Origin of the sequence: Actinophytocola oryzae (genome assembly GCF_004364325.1) — a bacterium.
Classification (GTDB): domain Bacteria; phylum Actinomycetota; class Actinomycetes; order Mycobacteriales; family Pseudonocardiaceae; genus Actinophytocola; species Actinophytocola oryzae.
Window position 1 is genome coordinate 24,491 of record NZ_SOCP01000013.1, and the last position, 16,834, is coordinate 41,324.

14 protein-coding genes are annotated in these 16,834 nt (G+C 69.6%); 7 read left to right on the forward strand and 7 right to left on the reverse strand.

Annotated features, from left to right (window positions below; all coding sequences use genetic code 11):
- Window positions 1–59 precede the first annotated feature (59 nt).
- The 7 genes from CLV71_RS30660 to CLV71_RS30690 all read left to right on the forward strand — a co-directional run bounded on the left by CLV71_RS30660 (window position 60) and on the right by CLV71_RS30690 (window position 8,091).
- Window positions 60–1,262 carry a TerC family protein gene (locus CLV71_RS30660; protein WP_243866814.1) on the forward strand — a complete coding sequence of 401 codons (1,203 nt, stop codon included), beginning with the start codon at window positions 60–62 and terminating at the stop codon, window positions 1,260–1,262.
- A gap of 152 nt (window positions 1,263–1,414) precedes the next feature.
- Complete coding sequence (locus tag CLV71_RS30665; protein WP_133906543.1) at window positions 1,415–2,077, forward strand: response regulator transcription factor; 663 nt, start codon at window positions 1,415–1,417, stop codon at window positions 2,075–2,077.
- Between the two features lie 3 nt (window positions 2,078–2,080).
- Window positions 2,081–3,484 (forward strand): sensor histidine kinase, encoded by a 1,404-nt coding sequence (locus CLV71_RS30670; RefSeq protein ID WP_133906365.1) that lies wholly within the window; start codon window positions 2,081–2,083, stop codon window positions 3,482–3,484.
- On the forward strand, window positions 3,481–4,431 hold the full coding sequence (locus CLV71_RS30675) for a TAXI family TRAP transporter solute-binding subunit (RefSeq protein ID WP_133906366.1): 951 nt from the start codon (window positions 3,481–3,483) through the stop codon (window positions 4,429–4,431). The genes CLV71_RS30670 and CLV71_RS30675 overlap by 4 nt, the downstream gene beginning before the upstream one ends.
- 21 nt (window positions 4,432–4,452) lie before the next feature.
- Window positions 4,453–5,091 (forward strand): hypothetical protein, encoded by a 639-nt coding sequence (locus CLV71_RS30680; RefSeq protein ID WP_133906367.1) that lies wholly within the window; start codon window positions 4,453–4,455, stop codon window positions 5,089–5,091.
- A 365-nt stretch (window positions 5,092–5,456) separates the two neighbouring features.
- Window positions 5,457–6,926, forward strand: a complete 1,470-nt coding sequence (locus tag CLV71_RS30685) for a sensor histidine kinase (protein ID WP_133906368.1) — start codon at window positions 5,457–5,459, stop codon at window positions 6,924–6,926.
- Window positions 6,927–7,002: 76 nt separating this feature from the next.
- A complete protein-coding gene (locus tag CLV71_RS30690) occupies window positions 7,003–8,091 on the forward strand; it encodes an alpha/beta hydrolase family protein (protein ID WP_133906369.1) in 1,089 nt (362 codons plus the stop codon).
- On the opposite strand, the gene CLV71_RS30695 is transcribed toward CLV71_RS30690, so the two are convergent.
- From CLV71_RS30695 to CLV71_RS30725, 7 genes are all read right to left on the reverse strand, one after another.
- Window positions 8,081–9,124, reverse strand: a complete 1,044-nt coding sequence (locus CLV71_RS30695; RefSeq protein WP_208297821.1) for a LacI family DNA-binding transcriptional regulator — start codon at window positions 9,122–9,124, stop codon at window positions 8,081–8,083. The genes CLV71_RS30690 and CLV71_RS30695 overlap by 11 nt on opposite strands.
- Window positions 9,121–10,029, reverse strand: a complete 909-nt coding sequence (locus tag CLV71_RS30700) for an ABC transporter ATP-binding protein (protein WP_133906371.1) — start codon at window positions 10,027–10,029, stop codon at window positions 9,121–9,123. The genes CLV71_RS30695 and CLV71_RS30700 overlap by 4 nt, the downstream gene beginning before the upstream one ends.
- Window positions 10,029–10,979, reverse strand: a complete 951-nt coding sequence (locus CLV71_RS30705) for an ABC transporter ATP-binding protein (protein ID WP_133906372.1) — start codon at window positions 10,977–10,979, stop codon at window positions 10,029–10,031. The genes CLV71_RS30700 and CLV71_RS30705 overlap by 1 nt, the downstream gene beginning before the upstream one ends.
- A gap of 76 nt (window positions 10,980–11,055) precedes the next feature.
- Window positions 11,056–12,006, reverse strand: coding sequence for an ABC transporter permease (locus CLV71_RS30710; protein WP_208297822.1), 951 nt, complete (start codon window positions 12,004–12,006; stop codon window positions 11,056–11,058).
- Window positions 12,003–12,995: an ABC transporter permease gene (locus CLV71_RS30715; RefSeq protein ID WP_133906373.1), complete on the reverse strand. Its 993-nt coding sequence runs from the start codon at window positions 12,993–12,995 to the stop codon at window positions 12,003–12,005. The genes CLV71_RS30710 and CLV71_RS30715 overlap by 4 nt, the downstream gene beginning before the upstream one ends.
- Window positions 12,996–13,002: 7 nt before the next feature.
- Window positions 13,003–14,727 carry an ABC transporter substrate-binding protein gene (locus CLV71_RS30720; RefSeq protein ID WP_133906374.1) on the reverse strand — a complete coding sequence of 575 codons (1,725 nt, stop codon included), beginning with the start codon at window positions 14,725–14,727 and terminating at the stop codon, window positions 13,003–13,005.
- 16 nt (window positions 14,728–14,743) lie between these two features.
- Complete coding sequence (locus CLV71_RS30725) at window positions 14,744–16,645, reverse strand: glycoside hydrolase 5 family protein (RefSeq protein ID WP_208297823.1); 1,902 nt, start codon at window positions 16,643–16,645, stop codon at window positions 14,744–14,746.
- Window positions 16,646–16,834 lie beyond the last annotated feature (189 nt).

The window sequence follows — 16,834 nt, forward strand, 5'->3', positions numbered from 1 at the left end:
TCTTTCTCAACGCATGCTCAGTCAACAGGTTCGGTGCGGGTTCGTGGCAGAGTGTGGGCGTGCCTCAGGTGGTGTGGTGGGCGACGACTGCCGGGATCGCGGCCCTGTTGCTGTTCGACTACCTGGCACACGTGCGCAGGGCACACGTCCCGACGCTGCGTGAGGCGGCGCTGTGGTCGACCCTCTACGTGGGCATCGCGGTGCTGTTCGGGCTCGGTGTGCTGGTGTTCGGCGGTGCGGACACGGGCGCGGAGTACTTCGCGGGCTGGGTCACCGAGAAGGCGCTGTCGGTGGACAACCTGTTCGTGTTCCTGGTCGTCATGTCCAGCTTCCGGGTGCCGCGGGCGAACCAGCAGAAGGTGCTGCTGTTCGGCATCACGTTCTCGCTGGTCGCACGTACGGGGTTCATCCTGCTGGGCGCCGCGCTGATCGACCTGTTCGCGTGGGTCTTCTACGTCTTCGGGCTGATCCTGCTCCTCACGGCGGGCAACCTGGCCAAGCCCGCGTCCGAGGAGAACCACGACGCGGACAACGTCGTCATCCGTGCCGCGCGCAGGCTCGTGCGCACCACCGACACCTACGACGGCGACCGCCTGTTCACGGTGCGGGACGGTGTGCGGACCATGACGCCGATGCTGCTGGTCATGGTCGCGATCGGCGGTACCGACCTGCTGTTCGCCCTCGACTCGATCCCCGCGCTCTTCGGGCTGACCCAGGACGTGTACGTGGTGTTCACGGCGACCGCGTTCTCACTGCTCGGGTTGCGCCAGCTGTACTTCCTGCTCGACGGGCTGCTCAACCGGCTCGTGTACCTGACCTACGGGCTGGCCGCGATCCTCGCGTTCATCGGGGTGAAGCTCATCCTCCACGCACTGCACGAGAACAACCTCCCGTTCGTCAACGACGGCGACCCGGTCGACGTCGTCGAGATCGGCACCGGGCTGTCCCTGGCCGTGATCTTCGGCGTGCTCGTCGTGACCGTGGCCGCCTCGCTGACCAGTCGCTGGGGCCGGGCCCAGAACGTGATCTGCGCGGCGCGGCGGCACGCCCGCGAATACCTCCACGTGGACAACGACCCCGTGCACCGCGAGGAGATCTACGCGAAACTCCACGCAGAGGAAGCCGTCCTCGGCGGGCTTCCGGAGAAGTACCGGGCCCGGATCCGCGCGCAGGAGGAACTGATGTCCCTTCTCGATCAGGCACACGCGCGCCGCGCCGAACCCGCTGTCACCCCAAAGAGTGGCGGCCGGACACTTTTGTAGTCACTTTCCGTCGGAATTCCTAAACAAATGTCAAAAGTGGGCACGGATTCTTGCTCCGTCGGACAGCATTGCAGACATTGAACCCATCACGAAGGAGGTGGGTCGTGTCCGTTCCGGTACAGGAGAGGCTGGATCTCGAGCCGATCCTCGGGCTGCGAGTTCTGCTGGTCGAGGACAATCCGGCCTTCGCGCAGGCCGTGAAACCCCAGCTCGTCCGTGCTGGGCACATTCCGACGGTCGTGACGCACGCCGCCGACGCGCTCGCCCGTCACCACGAGGCCGACGTCGTGTTGCTGGACCTCCTGCTGCCCGACGGCCACGGACTCGACGTGCTGCGTGGCGTCCGGGTCGAGAGCACGGTCCCGGTGCTCGTGGTCACCGCGGTCGCCGGGAACCAGACCCTGGTCAGGGCACTGCGGCTGGGCGCGGACGACTACCTCGTCAAGCCGTTCGGCAAGGACGAGCTGCTCGCCCGCATCGACGCGGTCGTGCGGCGCGGCCGGATGCGCACGCTCGCACAGCCGACGAACGTCGTCGTCACGCGGGACGTGCGGATCGACCTCGCCGAACGACGGGTGCTGGTCGGCGGTGCCGAGGTGGAGTTGACCCGCAAGGAGTTCACCGTCCTGTCCGTGCTGGCAGGCCACATCGGCAGGCTCGTCACCCGGCAGGACCTCCTCGACATCGGCTGGGGCGACAGCGACCAGACCCGGGACCGTTCGCTCTCGGTCGTGATGACCACGTTGCGCAGGAAGCTCAACCGGCCCGGGCTGATCGTCACCCAGCACGGGCTCGGCTACAGGTTGGAGGTCTAGAGAGTGCGCAGGAGGCTCCTGGTCGTGCTGCTGGCGTTCTCGGCGCTGGCGGTGACCGCGTTCGCGTGGCCGCTCCTGGTCAGTACGGCGGGCGAACGCACACAGGACTTCCGCATCGCCCGCACGGCCGACCTCGAGCGCATCGCGGCCATCGCGCAGCAGGGCACGCTCGACTCCACCGAGCTGGCGGCCGAGCTGAAGGCGGAGGTCGATGCCTACCACGACCTCTACGCGGACGGCGTGCTCGTGGTCGACAACACGGGCGGGACGATCGCCAGTGGGGGCCTGAGGCTCGGCGACCCCGACGTGGCCGACGCGGTCGCCAAGGCGCTGAAGAACCAGCCGGCGACGGCACCGAAGGACCTGCGGCCGTGGTCCTCCGAGCACGTGCTGTTCGCCGTTCCCATCGGCACCGACACCAGGGTGAGCGGCGCGGTGGTACTGCGGTCGTCGGTGACGGCCGCGGCGTCCGACATCGGCGCCGCGTGGCTCGTCGTGCTCGGTGCCGCGCTGGCGGCCGCGGTCGTCTGCGCACTGCTGGCACTGTTCGTCGCCCGCTGGGTGCTGCGGCCGCTCGGCGAGCTGGCGCGGGGTGTGCTCGCCGTCGCGGCGGGCGAGGGCGCCCACGTCGGCGACCGGCTCGGCCCGCGCGAGCTGCGTGCGCTGGCGGCCTCCTTCAACGACATGGCCAGCGCTGTCACGACCGCGGCGGAACAGCAGAGCAGGCTCGTCGCGGACGCCTCCCACGAGCTGCGCAACCCGATCGCCCGGCTGCGGCTGACCGTCGACTCGCTGGTCCCCTACGTCACGCCCGCGGGCGAGGTGCCCTACGGCCGCATCGTCGCCGAGGTCGAGGAGCTGGAGTCGCTCGCGGGCGGCCTGCTCGACCTCGCCGCCGCGGACCACGGGGCCACCGAGCTGGCCGCGGGCGGCGGTTCCACCGACAGCTGCGACGCCACCGAGCTGCTGGTCGAACGCAGGGAGACGTGGCTGCCCGTCGCGGACCGGGCCGGTGTGCGACTGTCCGCGCCGGACTCGGTGGACGCGGTGCCGCTCGCCCTCTCCGAGATCGAGCTCAAGCAGGTGCTGGACGTCGCGATCGACAACGCCATCAAGTACGCGGGCTCCGGCGCACACGTCCGGCTCGACTGCGCGACCGGCGCGGAGGCCGGGCACGTGGCCATCACCGACGACGGACCCGGCCTGCCGGAGCCGGAGATGGCCGTGGCCACCACCCGGTTCTGGCGGTCGCGACGCCACCACGGCGGCCCCGGCTCCGGTCTCGGGCTGGCCATCGCCGAACGGCTGGTGACCGCGCGCGGCGGCACGTTCCGCCTGCGCGCCAACCGTCCGAGAGGGCTCGTGGTCGAGCTGACCGTGCCCCTGGCCAAGGAGACGGACCCATGACGCTGACCAGACGCACACTGTGCCAGGCGGCCGTCGCGGCGGCCGCGGCCGCGCTGACCGGTTGCGGTGCGCAGCTCTACCGGGGGCCGGACCGCGACATCACGATCGCGGGCGGCCTGCGGGGCGGCTTCTACCTCGAGGTGGCCCAGCTGCTTGCCCACGAGGTGAACGCGGCCGAGCCGGGCCTGCACTGCACGGCGGTGAGCACCAACGGGAGCAAGGACAACCTCGAACAGATCGAGTCCGGCGAGGCGGAGATCGCCGTCTGCCAGTCCGACGTGGCGCTCGCCGCCGTCACGGGCACCGACCCGTACCGCGACGTGCAGTCCGTGGCGGGCATCGGCCGCATGTACGAGGACTACCTGCAGCTCGTGGTCCGCGCCGACAGCGGGATCGAGTCGATCACCGACCTCGCGGGCGCAAGGGTGTCGCTCGGCGCGAAGGGCTCCGGCACCGCCATGACCGGCGAGCGGCTGATGGCCGCCGCGACGGTCGCGGTGCGCGAGCGCAACGACACGCTCGAGGTCGCGGTCGACAAGGTGGCCGCGGGCGAGGTGGAGGCGTTGCTGTGGTCCGGCGGCGTGCCGACGCCGCCGATCGCCGAGCTGCACAGGGAGGTCGGCATCAGGCTGCTGCCGCTCGCCAAGGCACTGCCCGCCCTGCGGAACACCTACGACGGGGCCTACCAGTCGGTCACGATCCCGGCCACCGGCTACGGCCACTCCGGCGTCGACACCATCGGCGTGGCGAACCTGTTGGTGTGCGGGCGATCCCTGCCCACCGACATCGCGGCGGCGATCACCGCCGTGGTCGTCGGGCAGGCCGGGAGGCTGGTCCCGCCCCAGGCGGTCGGCACCCAGTTCCTGGACCGCCGCGCACTCATCAACCTGCTCGGAGTGCCCATGCACCCGGGTGCGGTCTCCGCCTACCGGCAGCTGCACGGCTAGCCGACCCCGAGGTGATCCACCATGCTCCTGCTCGCCACCGCCGACGACGTCCGACGACGCGCCCGCTTCCTGTCCGACCGGCTGCGTCTCGACCGCGCCCCACGCCACATGTCGATCATGGTCATCGACGTGACCGGCTTCGGCCGCCTGGACAACCGCGCCCAGACCCGGGTCCGCGCCGCCCTCAACACCATGGTGCGCCAGGCCTTCCGCCGCGCGGGCATCCGCTGGTCCATCGCGGTCGAGAACCGCGGCGACGGGATGATCATCCTGGTGCCCGCGACCAAGTCGACGGTGCGCCTGCTCGACCCCGTGATCCCGGTGCTCGCCGCCCGCGTCCGCCGCCACAACGAGTCGGCCGAGCCCCGCATCCGGCTGCGCGTGTCACTACACGTCGGCGTCGTGGACCGCGACGCGACCGGCTGGGTGGGCAGCGACATGATCACCGCGTGCCGGCTCGTCGACAGTCCCGTGGTGCGCCGGTATCTCCAGCAACGGCCCGACGAGGACGTCGTGGTCGTGGTGACGGACGTCGTGTACTCCGGCCTCGTGACGCACCGCTACCGCCGCCTGGACCCCTCCACCTACGAGGCGATCCACGTCTCGGTGAAGGAGCTGAACACGCGAGCATGGGTGCACGTGCCCCGGCCGTACGACTAGCGCCCTTGAATGCACTGAAGGGAGCTTTCGTAACGTTGGGCCTGGTGCAACTACCGACACACACCCAGGTGCCAGCCCGCTCAGTGGTGGCCCGGCCGAACGTTATGAAGGCGTCCTTCAGTGCGCTGAGCGTTACGAAGGCGTCCTTCAGTACGCCGGACCCGCACCGCTGAGGACGTTCGGTGGTCGCCCGCAGCGCCCTCACCCGCCCCCACCGCGACCCGTGTTCGACGACCAACACGCACTCCCAGGTGCAAGCCACTCACTGGTGGCCCGGCCGAACGTTATGAAGGCGTCCTTCAGTGCGCTGAGCGTTACGAAGGCGTCCTTCAGTACGCCGGACCCGCATCGGTACGGTGGTCGCCGTGGCTGATGGCATGGGTCGGGGCCGGCTGGTCGGGTTCCGGCGGCAGGGCGTCGCCGCCTTCCTGGTCATCGCACTGCCGCTGTCTCTGGAGGTCGCCGGGCACTGGGTCGAGCTGGCCGTCGGCCTCGTCGTGGTCGGGGCGGCCGTCACATCGTTCCCACGCTTCCCGCTCGCGCTGTTCTCACTGGCCGTGGTCGGAGTGCTGGTCCCGACCCTCGTACTCGCCCCCATCGCGACAAGCCCCGTGCGTGGCTGGCCCTTCCTCGTCGCCGCGGTGTTCGGCTATCTCGCCGCGCGGCGACTCGCCGACCAGCGGTCGGTGGTGACCGCACTCGCCGGCATCCTGCTCGCAGGCCTGCCCGTCGGCGTGCTGATCGACGTCGGCGACCGCGGCGCGTTCGGTGTGCTCTTCGGCCTCTACGACTGGTTCGTGCTGGTCCTGCTGCTGCTCCTCGCCGTCGGCCTGCCCTGGCTCGCCGGGCGGTACCGGCGCCAGCGTGCCGAACTGCTCGTCGCCGGGCTCGAGCGGGTCGCGGTCACCGAGCGGGCCCGCATCGCCAGGGACATGCACGACTCCCTCGGGCACGAGCTGGGCCTCGTCGCGTTGCGGGCCGCCGCGCTCCAGGTCGCGCCGCACCTCGACGAGCACACCCGCGCCGAGGCCGGCGAGCTGCGTGCCGGGATCGCCGCCGCCACCGAGCGCTTGCACGAGATCGTCGGCCTGCTCGGCGAGCCGGAGGGCACCGACCTCACACCCCTGGTCGCCCGCGCGACCGCCGCCGGCCAGACTGTCGAGCTGGTCGCACCCGGCGATCCGCCCCCGCAGGTCGCCGCCGCGGTGCACCGGGTCGTGCGGGAGGGGCTCACCAACGCCGCCCGGCACGCACCCGGGACACCGGTGACCGTCCGCGTCACGACAAGCGGCGACCGGACGACCGTGACCGTCGAGAACGCCCTGTCCGGCGTGGAAGCCCCGGGCCGCAACGGGTTCGGTATCGCCGGGCTACGTGAGCAGGTCGCCGTCCTCGGCGGCACGTTCGACGCCGGTGTCCGCGACGGTCGGTTCGTCGTCGAGGCCGGGCTGCCGCACGACACGGCGGTGGCGCCACCCGGGCGTGACCGGCCCCGCCTCTGGCGGCTCGCGCGGGCACCACTGCTCGCCGCCGCCGTCGTCGTGGTGCTGGGCATCGGGTTGTACCTGTTCGTCGGGTCCGACAACCGGCTCGACCCGGCCGTGTACGGGAGGCTCTACCTCGGGCAGCCGCAGGCGGACGTCGAGAGGGTGCTGCCCCGCTTCCAGATCCTCGGCGACCCCGAGCGCATGCTGCCCACGCCGAGACAAGGCGCCGACTGCAGGCAGTACTGGGCCACCGTGCAGACCGACGACCGCCTGTTCTACCGCCTGTGCTTCGCCGACCAGCGCCTCGTGGTCAAGGAGACCGTCCCGAGGAGCGCGGTGTCCCGGTGAACCTATGACCTTCGGCCAGTGCGTCCGTTCACCCTCGACAGATGCCGGACGGACCGGCGCCGAACAGACTGGCCGCATGAAGAAGAAGTGGATGTTGGCCGCCGGTCTTGCCGCGGTGGCACTGGCGGCGGGCCTCGCACCCGCGGCGGCGACAGCGCCGGTCGTGCTCGCACTGCCGGGACCGACCGGGCCCTATCCGGTCGGCACCAGGGAGCTGCACCTCGTCGACCACGACCGGATCGATCCGTGGACGGGCCAGGCGCGGGAGCTGATGGTGTCGCTGTGGTACCCGGCAATCCCGAAGGGGCCGATCGCGCGGCAGTTCCCGCCGGGTGTGGCGGCCTTCTACGACCAGAACGCCGGTGTCCCGCCGGGCACCGCGGACTTCGCCGCCACCCGCACCCACTCCAGGACCGGCGCCACACCGCTGCCCGGCAGGCGCCCGGTCGTGCTGTACTCACCGGGCGGTGGCCACTCCCGGTTCCTCGGCACGACACTGGTCGAGGACCTCGCGAGCCGAGGCTACGTCGTGGTCGGCATGGACCACACCCCCGTCGGCCCGGTCCAGTTCCCCGACCGCGTCGTGCTGCCCCAACCGGGCGTCGACGCCGCGCAGGTCATGCGGGAACGCGTGCGGGACACCGGCTTCGTGCTCGACGAGCTGGCCGGTGTGCCCTTCGCCGACCTGACGCGGGTCGGGATGTTCGGTCACTCGATGGGCGGGTTCACCACCGCCGAGGCGATGATCGGCGAGACGCGGATCGACGCGGGCGCGAACCTCGACGGCAGCATGGACCCCCGCTTCGGGCAGGCCGCCACGGTCGGCGTCACGCGACCGTTCCTGCTGATGGGCGGCGGCCTCACCAGCGGCGCGCCGCACAACCACGCGAACAGCGACGACTGGGGTGCGTTCTGGTCGGCGTCCACCGGGTGGCGGCGCGACCTGTACCTGTCAGAGGCCGAACACCTGAGCTTCACCGACGCCCAGGTGATGCTCCCCCAGGTCGACGGCGACTTCACGGCGTCGATCGGCACCATCGACCCGCGCCGGAGCCTCGCCGCGCAGCGGAAGTACCTCGCCGCCTACTTCGACCTGTGGCTGCGGGGCAGGCCGACGACGGTGTTCGACGGTCCCGGCGACGCGGACGTCCAGATCATCCCGTGACCGCGGCGGGCCGGTGGTCCGTCGGGCGGGCGGTGCTCCCCCGGACCACCAGGCGGGGCGGGTTGTCCTGGACCTCGGTGACGACCTCGCCGTTCAGCAGCGCCAGCAGGTGCTCGGCGAGCTGGCGGCCGTAGGCGGTGATGTCGCGGCTCACGGCGGTCAGGGGCGGGTGCGTGATCTCGCACAGCACCGAGTCGTCCCACGCCATGATCGACAGGTCGCCGGGGACCTGGACGCCCATCTCGTGGGCGACCGACACGCCGGCGACCGCCATCACGTCGTTGTCGTAGATGATCGCGGTCGGCGGGTTCGCGCCGGAGAGGAGCCGCCGCGTCGCCTGCGCGCCGCGCTCCGGGCTGTAGTCGGTGGGGATCGTGGTGGACCACTCCAGCTCGAGGCGGTCGGCCACCGAGTCGAACGCGGCCGAGCGCAGCTCGTCGTGCAGCATGCCCGGCACGCCGCCGACCCGCGCGATCCGCCGGTGACGCAGCGCGGCCAGGTACTCGACCACCATCACCATGGCGCTCGCGTCGTCGATCCACACCCCGGCCAGCGACCCGTGGTGGCCGGGGCCGCCGACGACCATCACCGGCAGGCGCAGCTCCTCGAGGACCGGCACCCGCTTGTCGTCGACGCACAGGTCGATCAGGAACACGCCGTCGACCCGGCGTTCGGCCCACCAGCGGCGGTAGGTGGCGATCTCGGCGTCGTGGTCGGGCACGACCTGCAGCAGCAGCGCGGTCTGCGTCGACGCCATGGCGGTCTCCATGCCCGAGATGAGCCGCATGAAGAACGGCTCGACCCCGAGCGTGCTCGCCGGCCGCGCCAGGACGAGGCCGAACGCGCCGGAACGCGCGCCGGACAGCGCCTTGGCCGCGCTGTTGGGGTGCCACCCCATCTCCAGCGCGAGCCGCAGCACCCGCTGTCTGGTCGACTCCGACACGCCTGGCTGGCCGTTGAGGGCGTAGGACACCGCGCCCTTCGACAGTCCCGCCTGCCTGGCGACGTCGGCGATCGTCACTCGTTTCGTCACACCGGTTCGCTCTTCCGTCCATGGTGGACATCCGCGTCGTCGAAGCATGCCACGAAGTGGTCGTCCTCGACCTGTTCGAGCGGCGCGTCACACTCGTGCGCACCGGTCTCCGGCACCGGCAGGTCCTCCCAGCGCACCCCCAGCCGGGGCACCGAGGCAAGCAGAGTGCGCGTGTACGGGTGCCTCGGGTCGCCGAACACCCGCTCGGTGCCGCCGCGCTCGACGATCCTGCCCTTGTGCAGGATCACCGCCTGGTCGGAGAGGTAGTTGCCGAGCGAGAGGTCGTGGGTGATGAACATGATGGCGAGACCGCGTTCCTTGAGGTCCGCCAACAGGTTCAGCACGTCGATGCGGGTCGACGCGTCGAGCATGCTGATGATCTCGTCGGCCACCAGCAGCTTGATGTCCAGCAGCAGCGCCCGCGCGACCAGCAGCCGCTGCAGCTGGCCGCCGGAGAGCTGGTGGGGGTACCTGCCCAGCACGAGGTCCGGGTTGAGGTTCACCGACCGGACCGACTCCACCACCCGGTCGCCCCACTCGTCGTCCTTCACGCCCGGGAAGTAGGACTGGCGGATCATCGCGAACACGCGGTCCGCGCGGAAGATCGGGTTGTAGGTGCTGAAGGGGTCCTGGAACACGCCCTGCGCGTGCCGGTAGTACTCCTTGAGGCCGCCGCCCCGCAGGCCGGTGATGTCCTGGCCGTCGAAGGTGATCGTGCCCTCGGTCGGGCGCAGGAGCCGAAGGACCATCCTGCCGATCGTCGACTTGCCGCTGCCGCTCTCCCCGATCAGCGACATGACCTGTCCCGGCTTCAGCTCGAAGCTCACGTCGCGGACGGCCTGGAGCGTGCCCCTGCCGAACGCGCCGACGCGGTAGGTCTTGGAGACCCGGTCCAGCTTGAGCATCACATCGCCTTCCAGCACGCCACTTTGTGGTTCGCCGCGATCTCCACGAACGGCGGTTGCTCTGCGCACTTGTCGAACGCGAGCGGGCAGCGGTCGCGGAACCGGCAGCCGGGCGGCGGGTTCAGCAGCGCGGGTGGGCTGCCCGCGATGCCGGTGAGCCGCTTCCCGCTGTAGCGCACGCCGACCTCGGGGAGCGAGGAGATCAGCATCTGCGTGTACGGGTGCCGTGGCTCGGAGACCATCACGTCGGTCGGTGCCGTCTCGGCCAGCCTGCCCGCGTACATGACCGTGATCGAGTCGGCGATCTGGTACACCAGCGACACGTCGTGGGTGATCACGATCATGCCGCGGACCAGTTCGTGGTCCCGGAAGGACGCCAGCGCGAGCGCGACCGCGCGTTGCGTGGACACGTCCAGTGCCGAGGTCACCTCGTCCGCGATCAGCAGCGACGGGTTGAGCAGCGTGGAGATCACCATCACCATGCGCTGCTTCATCCCGCCGGACAGCTCGATCGGGTACCGGTCGAGCACCGCGCGGTCGAGGCCGACGAGGTCGAGGCGGCGGTTCAGCTCGTCCCGCACGGTCGAGAACCTGATCTTGCGGGACTCGACCAGCTCGCGGACCATCCTGCCGATCTTGCGGGTCGGGTTCATCGCGCTCATGGCGTACTGCGGGACGATCGACACGTCGGAGAACCGGAACTTGTTCATGGCCACCGTGTCGCCGATCGGCAGCTCCACGCCGTCGAGGGTGACCGTGCCGCCGACGTGCCGCATCCGGCCGTCCATCCGGATCAGGCTCTTGCCCAGCGTGGTCTTCCCGGACCCCGACTCGCCGACGAGGCCCATGATCTCCCCGTCCGCCAACGAGAACGTGACGCCGTCGAGAGCGTGCACCGGCCCGCGGGTCGTCTGGTAGTGAACCTCGAGGTTCTCAACCGTCAGGCTCATGACGACCCCTCGCAGGCTCCGGGTCGCCGCTCGCGGTCGCCCTGTGTCTGATTGTTCGCTCCGCAAGCTCGGCTCATCACATCTCCCGGAGCTTGGGGTTGAAGACCTCGTCGAGGCCCACGTTCATGATGTAGAGCGAGCCGACGATCGTGGTGATGGCGAGTCCCGGTGGGATGAACCACCACCACAGGCCGAGGTTCATCGCGCTCCACTGCTTGGCGTGGTTGAGCATCAGGCCGAGCGAGACGCCCTCGGAGGGGCCGAGGCCGATGAAGTCCAGCGTCGCGGCGATGAGCACCGCGCTGCCGAACAGCAGGATGACCACCATGAACAGGTAGGAGGCCATGTTCGGCGCGATCTCACGGAAGATGATCCGCCGCACGGGCGCACCGGAGAGCTTCGCGAGGTCAACGAACTCCCTGCTGCGCAACGAGAGTGTCTGCGCCCGCACGGCACGGGCCACCCACGGCCAGGAGAACAGGCCGATGATGACCGACTGGGACAGCACGGTGCGCACGTCGAGGTAGGCCGCGATGACCATCAGCACCGCGAGCACCGGCAGCACCAGCACGATGTTCGTGACCATGTTGAGGATCTCGTCGAGCATGCCGCCCCGGTAGCCGGACGTGAACCCCACGACCATGCCGACCACTCCGGCGATGAGCGCGGCGATGCTCCCGACGAGGAACGTCGCCCGCAGCCCGTGGACGAACTCGTTGAACACGTCCTGCCCGAACGTGGTGGTGCCGAACCAGTACTCGCCGGACGGCGGCGCGGACTGCGGGCCGACGTAGGCGAGCGGGTCGTCCGCGGTGAAGAACGGCCCCAGCAGTGCGAGGAGCAGGAACGCCACCACGACCGCAAGGCCGCCGACGAGCTTCTTGTTGCGCAGTGCGAAGTGCAGTGCCTCGCGACGCATCGGGCCCGCGTGGATGGTCGCCACGCCGGGCACGGTGGCCAGCTCGGACGCCGCCGCGCCGACGGGGGTCGGCTCGACGTCGGCGATGTCGGCCCTTGGCTCGGTCACGCCGCACCTCCCATCCCCACGCGGGTGCGTGGATCGACCAGCACGTAGACGACGTCGATGAGGAAGTTCGCCACCAGCACTCCGATGACGACGAACAGGAACACACCCTGCAGCAGGAACAGGTCGTTCGCGCTGATGGCCTGCAGCACCAGGTAGCCGAGCCCCCGGTAGTCGAAGACGATCTCGGTCACGACCTGGCCGCCGATGATCACCCCGAGCTGCAGTGCGAGGCCGGTGACCTGCGGCAGCACCGCGTTGCGGAAGGCGTAGCGGCGCACGAGCCGCTGCGGCGCGCCCAGTGCGCCGAGGTAGTGCGAGTAGTCCGCCTCCAGCTCGTAGATCACGAGGTTGCGCATGCCGATGGCCCAGCCGCCGAACATCACCAGGAACAGCGACAGGAACGGCAGGAACCAGTGGCTGATCAGGTCCTCGATGAACACCCAGGTCCACGCGGGCTGCAGCGTCGCGGAGAAGCTGCGGCCGACCGGGAAGACACCCGCGACCTTCCCGAGTGCCCACGCCAGCAGGATCGCGAGCCACATGTACGGCGTCGCGGTCAGGATGTACCAGACGGGCAGGACAGCGTTGTCGAGCACCTTCTTGCGTGCCGCGTACGCGCCGAACTTGTTGCCCGCCCACCAGCTCAGCAGGATGGCGGGCAACAGGAGCCCGAGCGTGTACGGCACGGCCGCGAGGATGATCGAGCCGACCGGCTGCGGGTAGGCCCACAGGCTCGTGCCGAAGTTGCCCTGGAGCAGTTCACCCCAGAAGTTGAGGTACTGCTTCCAGATCGGCAGGTCGAAGCCGAACAGGCGCGTGTAGTAGTCCTGCATGGCGGCGACCCCGGCCGGGTCCTGCAACCCGGCACGGGTCACCATGCTGCGCACCGGGTCCCCCGGCATGAAGCGCGGGATCAGCCAGTTGATGGTCACCGCGACGAAGAACGTCAGGGCGTAGATCCCGAGCTTCCTGCCGAAGTACCGTCCCATCGCTACGTCACTTCTCCTGCGGTGCTGGCTTCAGCTCGGCCAGCATCTTGATCGCGCCCCGCTGCAGGTAGCCGTGCCACATCGTGGGCAGGACCTGCGCACCCTCGGCGTCGGACGGCCAGTTCGTCCACACGGAGTTGCTGTACTGGGACCAGAGGCCGTTGTACCACAACGGGATCACCGGCTCGTCGGTCAGCTGGATCTGCTGGAGCTGCTTGGTGACGGCGTTCATGCCGGCCAGGTCGTCGACCTTCGTCGCGTCGAGCTGGGTGACGAGGTCCCACGCCTGCTGGTTCTCGTAGCGGCCGTAGTTGATCGTCGTCTGCTTCTCGAGCACCGGCAGCCCGAAGACGTACTCGTAGTACCGCCACGGCGTGTTGTCCATCTGACGGTCGTTGTTGAGGATCAGGTCGAACTGGCCGGACTCGCGCTGGTCCTGCACGACCTCCGCGGCCGGGGTCTCGGAGGTGATCTGGATGCCGGCGGCCTTGGCGCTGTCGGCGATCACGCGGGCGGCCTCGTTCCAGTCCGTCCAGCCCGACGGCGTGGCGAGCTTCAGCGTGACCGGCGAGCCGTCCTTGTTCTCGACGAACCCGTCACCGTTGGTGTCCCGGTAACCCGCCTGGGACAGCAGGGTCTTGGCCTGGCCGGTGTCGAAGGTCGGGCCCAGCTCGTCGACGGTGCCCTTGTCGATGTACTTGTCCCAGATGGGCAGCAGGCCCGTGGGGTTCGCCTTCTCCACGATGTTGCTGTACACCGAGTTCACGATTTTGTCGGTGTCGATGGAGTAGGCGAGCGCGCGGCGGAAGGCCGCGTCGTTCATCGGCGCCTTGGTGGTGTTGGGGATCAGCCACGTGGTGTTGGCGGCCAGCATGTACGGCGCGTCCTTGAAGTAGGTCTGCAGCTTGTAGCCGCCCTTGACCAGTGACGCGATGCCGGGCAGGAAGTTGTTGGACAGGTCGATGTCACCCTGGAGCACCTGGCCGAGCGCGGCCTCGTTGCTGGTGTTGACGATGTCGATGATGTAATTGGGCTTCATGTCCATGCCCAGGGCGTCCTTGCCCCACCACTTGTCGTTCTTCTTCCAGACCATGCGGTCCTGGTCGTGCGTCTCGACCACGTACGGCCCGGAGCCGACCGGCTTGTCGAAGTTCGCCCCTTGCATGACGTCCTTCTCGGACTTGCCCTCCCACACGTGCTTGGGCACGATCGGGTTGAAGTAGACCCAGTTCGCCCACTGCTGGTAGTGCGGTTCCTCGAAGGTGACCTTTGTCGTCCTGTCGTCGACGGCCGTGACCGACTCGATGGAGCCGAACAGCGGGTTGTAGGGCACCGTCTTCATCTTGCCGAGGTTGATCGTGAACGCCACGTCGTCGGCCGTGATCGGCTTGCCGTCGCTCCACGTGAGACCGTCGCGCAGCGTCACCTCGTAGGTCTTGTCGTCGACCCACTTCTCGCTGTCGGCGAGCCACGGCTCGAACTTGTCGGTGAGGGGGTCGTAGAGGAACAGGGTCTCGTAGAGGAGCCCGACCGTGCCGGTCGCGTAGTCGTTCTGCCGGAAGGGGTTCGCGTTGCTCGGGGGCCCCCACTGCGTGCCGCTGGTGAAGAGCGTCTCGTTGCGCGGGTACGAACCGGTGGAGCTGCTCGCACCGTCGCCCTCCGCCCCCGTACAGGCGGCCGCGAGTAAGCCGGCCGCGACGAGGATGGTCAGGAAACGCTTACGTTGCCGCATGGCGCCTTCTCCTAGTTCAGGAATCCTTGTGTGACAACACCCGCACGCCATACGGGTGCATGGTCACCTCGTCGACGGGCTCCCCCGTCGCGAGGTCGGTCAACCGGCCCCCCACAACCGGTTTCACCGTGAGCTCCTCCTCCGCCTGGCTGACCAGCCAGACGAACCGTCTGCCGTCCCGGTGGCGCAGCTCGGCCGAGTGGACGAGCGGGTCGGCGACGGTGACCGGCCGTGACACGCCGGCCATGGCCCCCAGCGCGTCGTAGATCCGGTACGTGGGTTCGGGGTTGACGTGCGGCAGCGCCGCGGCCATCCCCTCGAGTGGGAACGTGCACAGCACCAGGTGGCCGGCACCGTGCGACCGCCGCAGCAGCACGGGTTCACCGTGCTGGTCGACGGCGACGACCTCCGCGTCCGTGGCCCGCACCGGTAGGTAGGACCGGGCGTGCTCGTTGCCCCCGGCGCGGAAGGTGAGCGTCGTCCCCGCACTCAGCGACCCGAGGTCGGCGACGAAGCTCACGGTGACCTCGTCGTCGGCGACCGGGTCCACCAGCCCGTACCGCAGCCGGTGCTCGACGCCGAACATCCCGTTGACGTCCGCGTGCCACAGCCCGCGCTGCACCCCGTGGTTGCCGGGGCTGTAGGACACGTAGACGACGGCCCCGTCCTCGGCGAACCCCGCGAGGTCACGCCAGGCTGGGGCGGTGAGCTGTTTGGCGGACGGGACGAGGTAGAGCTTGCGGCCCGCGGGCAGGCCGTCCCGTTCCCGGGCCGTGCGCACCGGCAGGTCCGCCTCGCGCGCGGCGACGAACGCCTGGCGCAGCACGTCGAACACGTAGGTGTGGTCACCGGCCTCGGTGAACGGGTAGGCGTGTTCGAGGTAGGAGGGCACGACGAGTGCGGTCTCGCTGTCCGGCCGCACACAGCCGGGCAGGTCGACGTGCGCGATGACCTCGGCGAACGCCCTGACCTCACGCAGCGCGGGCTTGGGGTTCCCGTCGACGTCGGTGAGCCCGAACCGCATCTCGAACGCGTGGTGGCGGTAGGGGTCCTGTTCGTGGAGGTTGTCGTAGTCGCTGTTGTTCCAGCCGATCCAGCCGGTGGCGCCGGCGAGCAGCGAGTTGTGCAGGATCTGGCGGTAGTAGTGGGCGGCGTGCTCGCGGGAGACGAACGCGTCGGTGACGCCGAACTCCTCCAGCACGACCGGTTTGCCGCTGAACCCGGCCAGCTCGCAGACGAACGCCGCGGTGAGGTGCTGGCGCACGACGTCGTTCTCCATGCGGTACACGTGGGGCCCGACGAAGTCGGTCAGCTCGGCCAGGTCGCGCACGGAGAAGCCGTTGTCGGAGCCGGTGACCTCCATCCCCCAGGCGCCGTCACCGATGGAGACGGGCTGGGTGCCGCCGCCCGCGCGGACGGCCTGCACCATGAGCTGCGCCCAGGCGGTGACGGTGTCCCTGGTGGCGGGTTCGCCGTAGATCGGCATCTCGTTGGAGATCAGCCAGCCTGCGACGGCGGGGTGCTCGTGGAACCGGGCGGTCATGCGCTCGACGAACCATGCCTGGCGGGCGACCATCCAGACGTCGCCGTAGAGGTCGCGGCCCTGCCGCCACACGGGGTCCCAGTTCTCCCCGGACATGTGCCCGACGATGAAGGTCGGCACGGTGGCCATCCCCGCGTCGGTGTGCCGGTCGAGGAAGTCGGCGAACCGCTCGACCATGACGTCGTCGACCCGGTCGGGCTCCGGCATGAAGTCGGGCCAGTAGAAGAAGGAGCGGGTGAGGTTCATGCCGTGCTCGCGCAGCACGGACAGCTCCCGCGCGATCAGGCCCGAGTCGTAGCCGCGCCACATCAGCGGCCCACCGGACCGCGACCAGAAGTTGGCACCGAGCCACGGCTGCCCGTCGTGCAGAAGCATCGTCGCCTCCCAGCACGCACGCCAACTGAACCGCGTAAGTATCGGTCCGGTGGTCGAGCGCTTGTCGACGCGCAGCTTACGACAGCCGTCAAGCCGAAAACCAGACCTGACGATGAACCGGTTCAGTAACGAAGCCTAAATTTGGGAGCGCGCACGGCGCCCAGGTGCACTGAAGGACGTCTTCCTGAC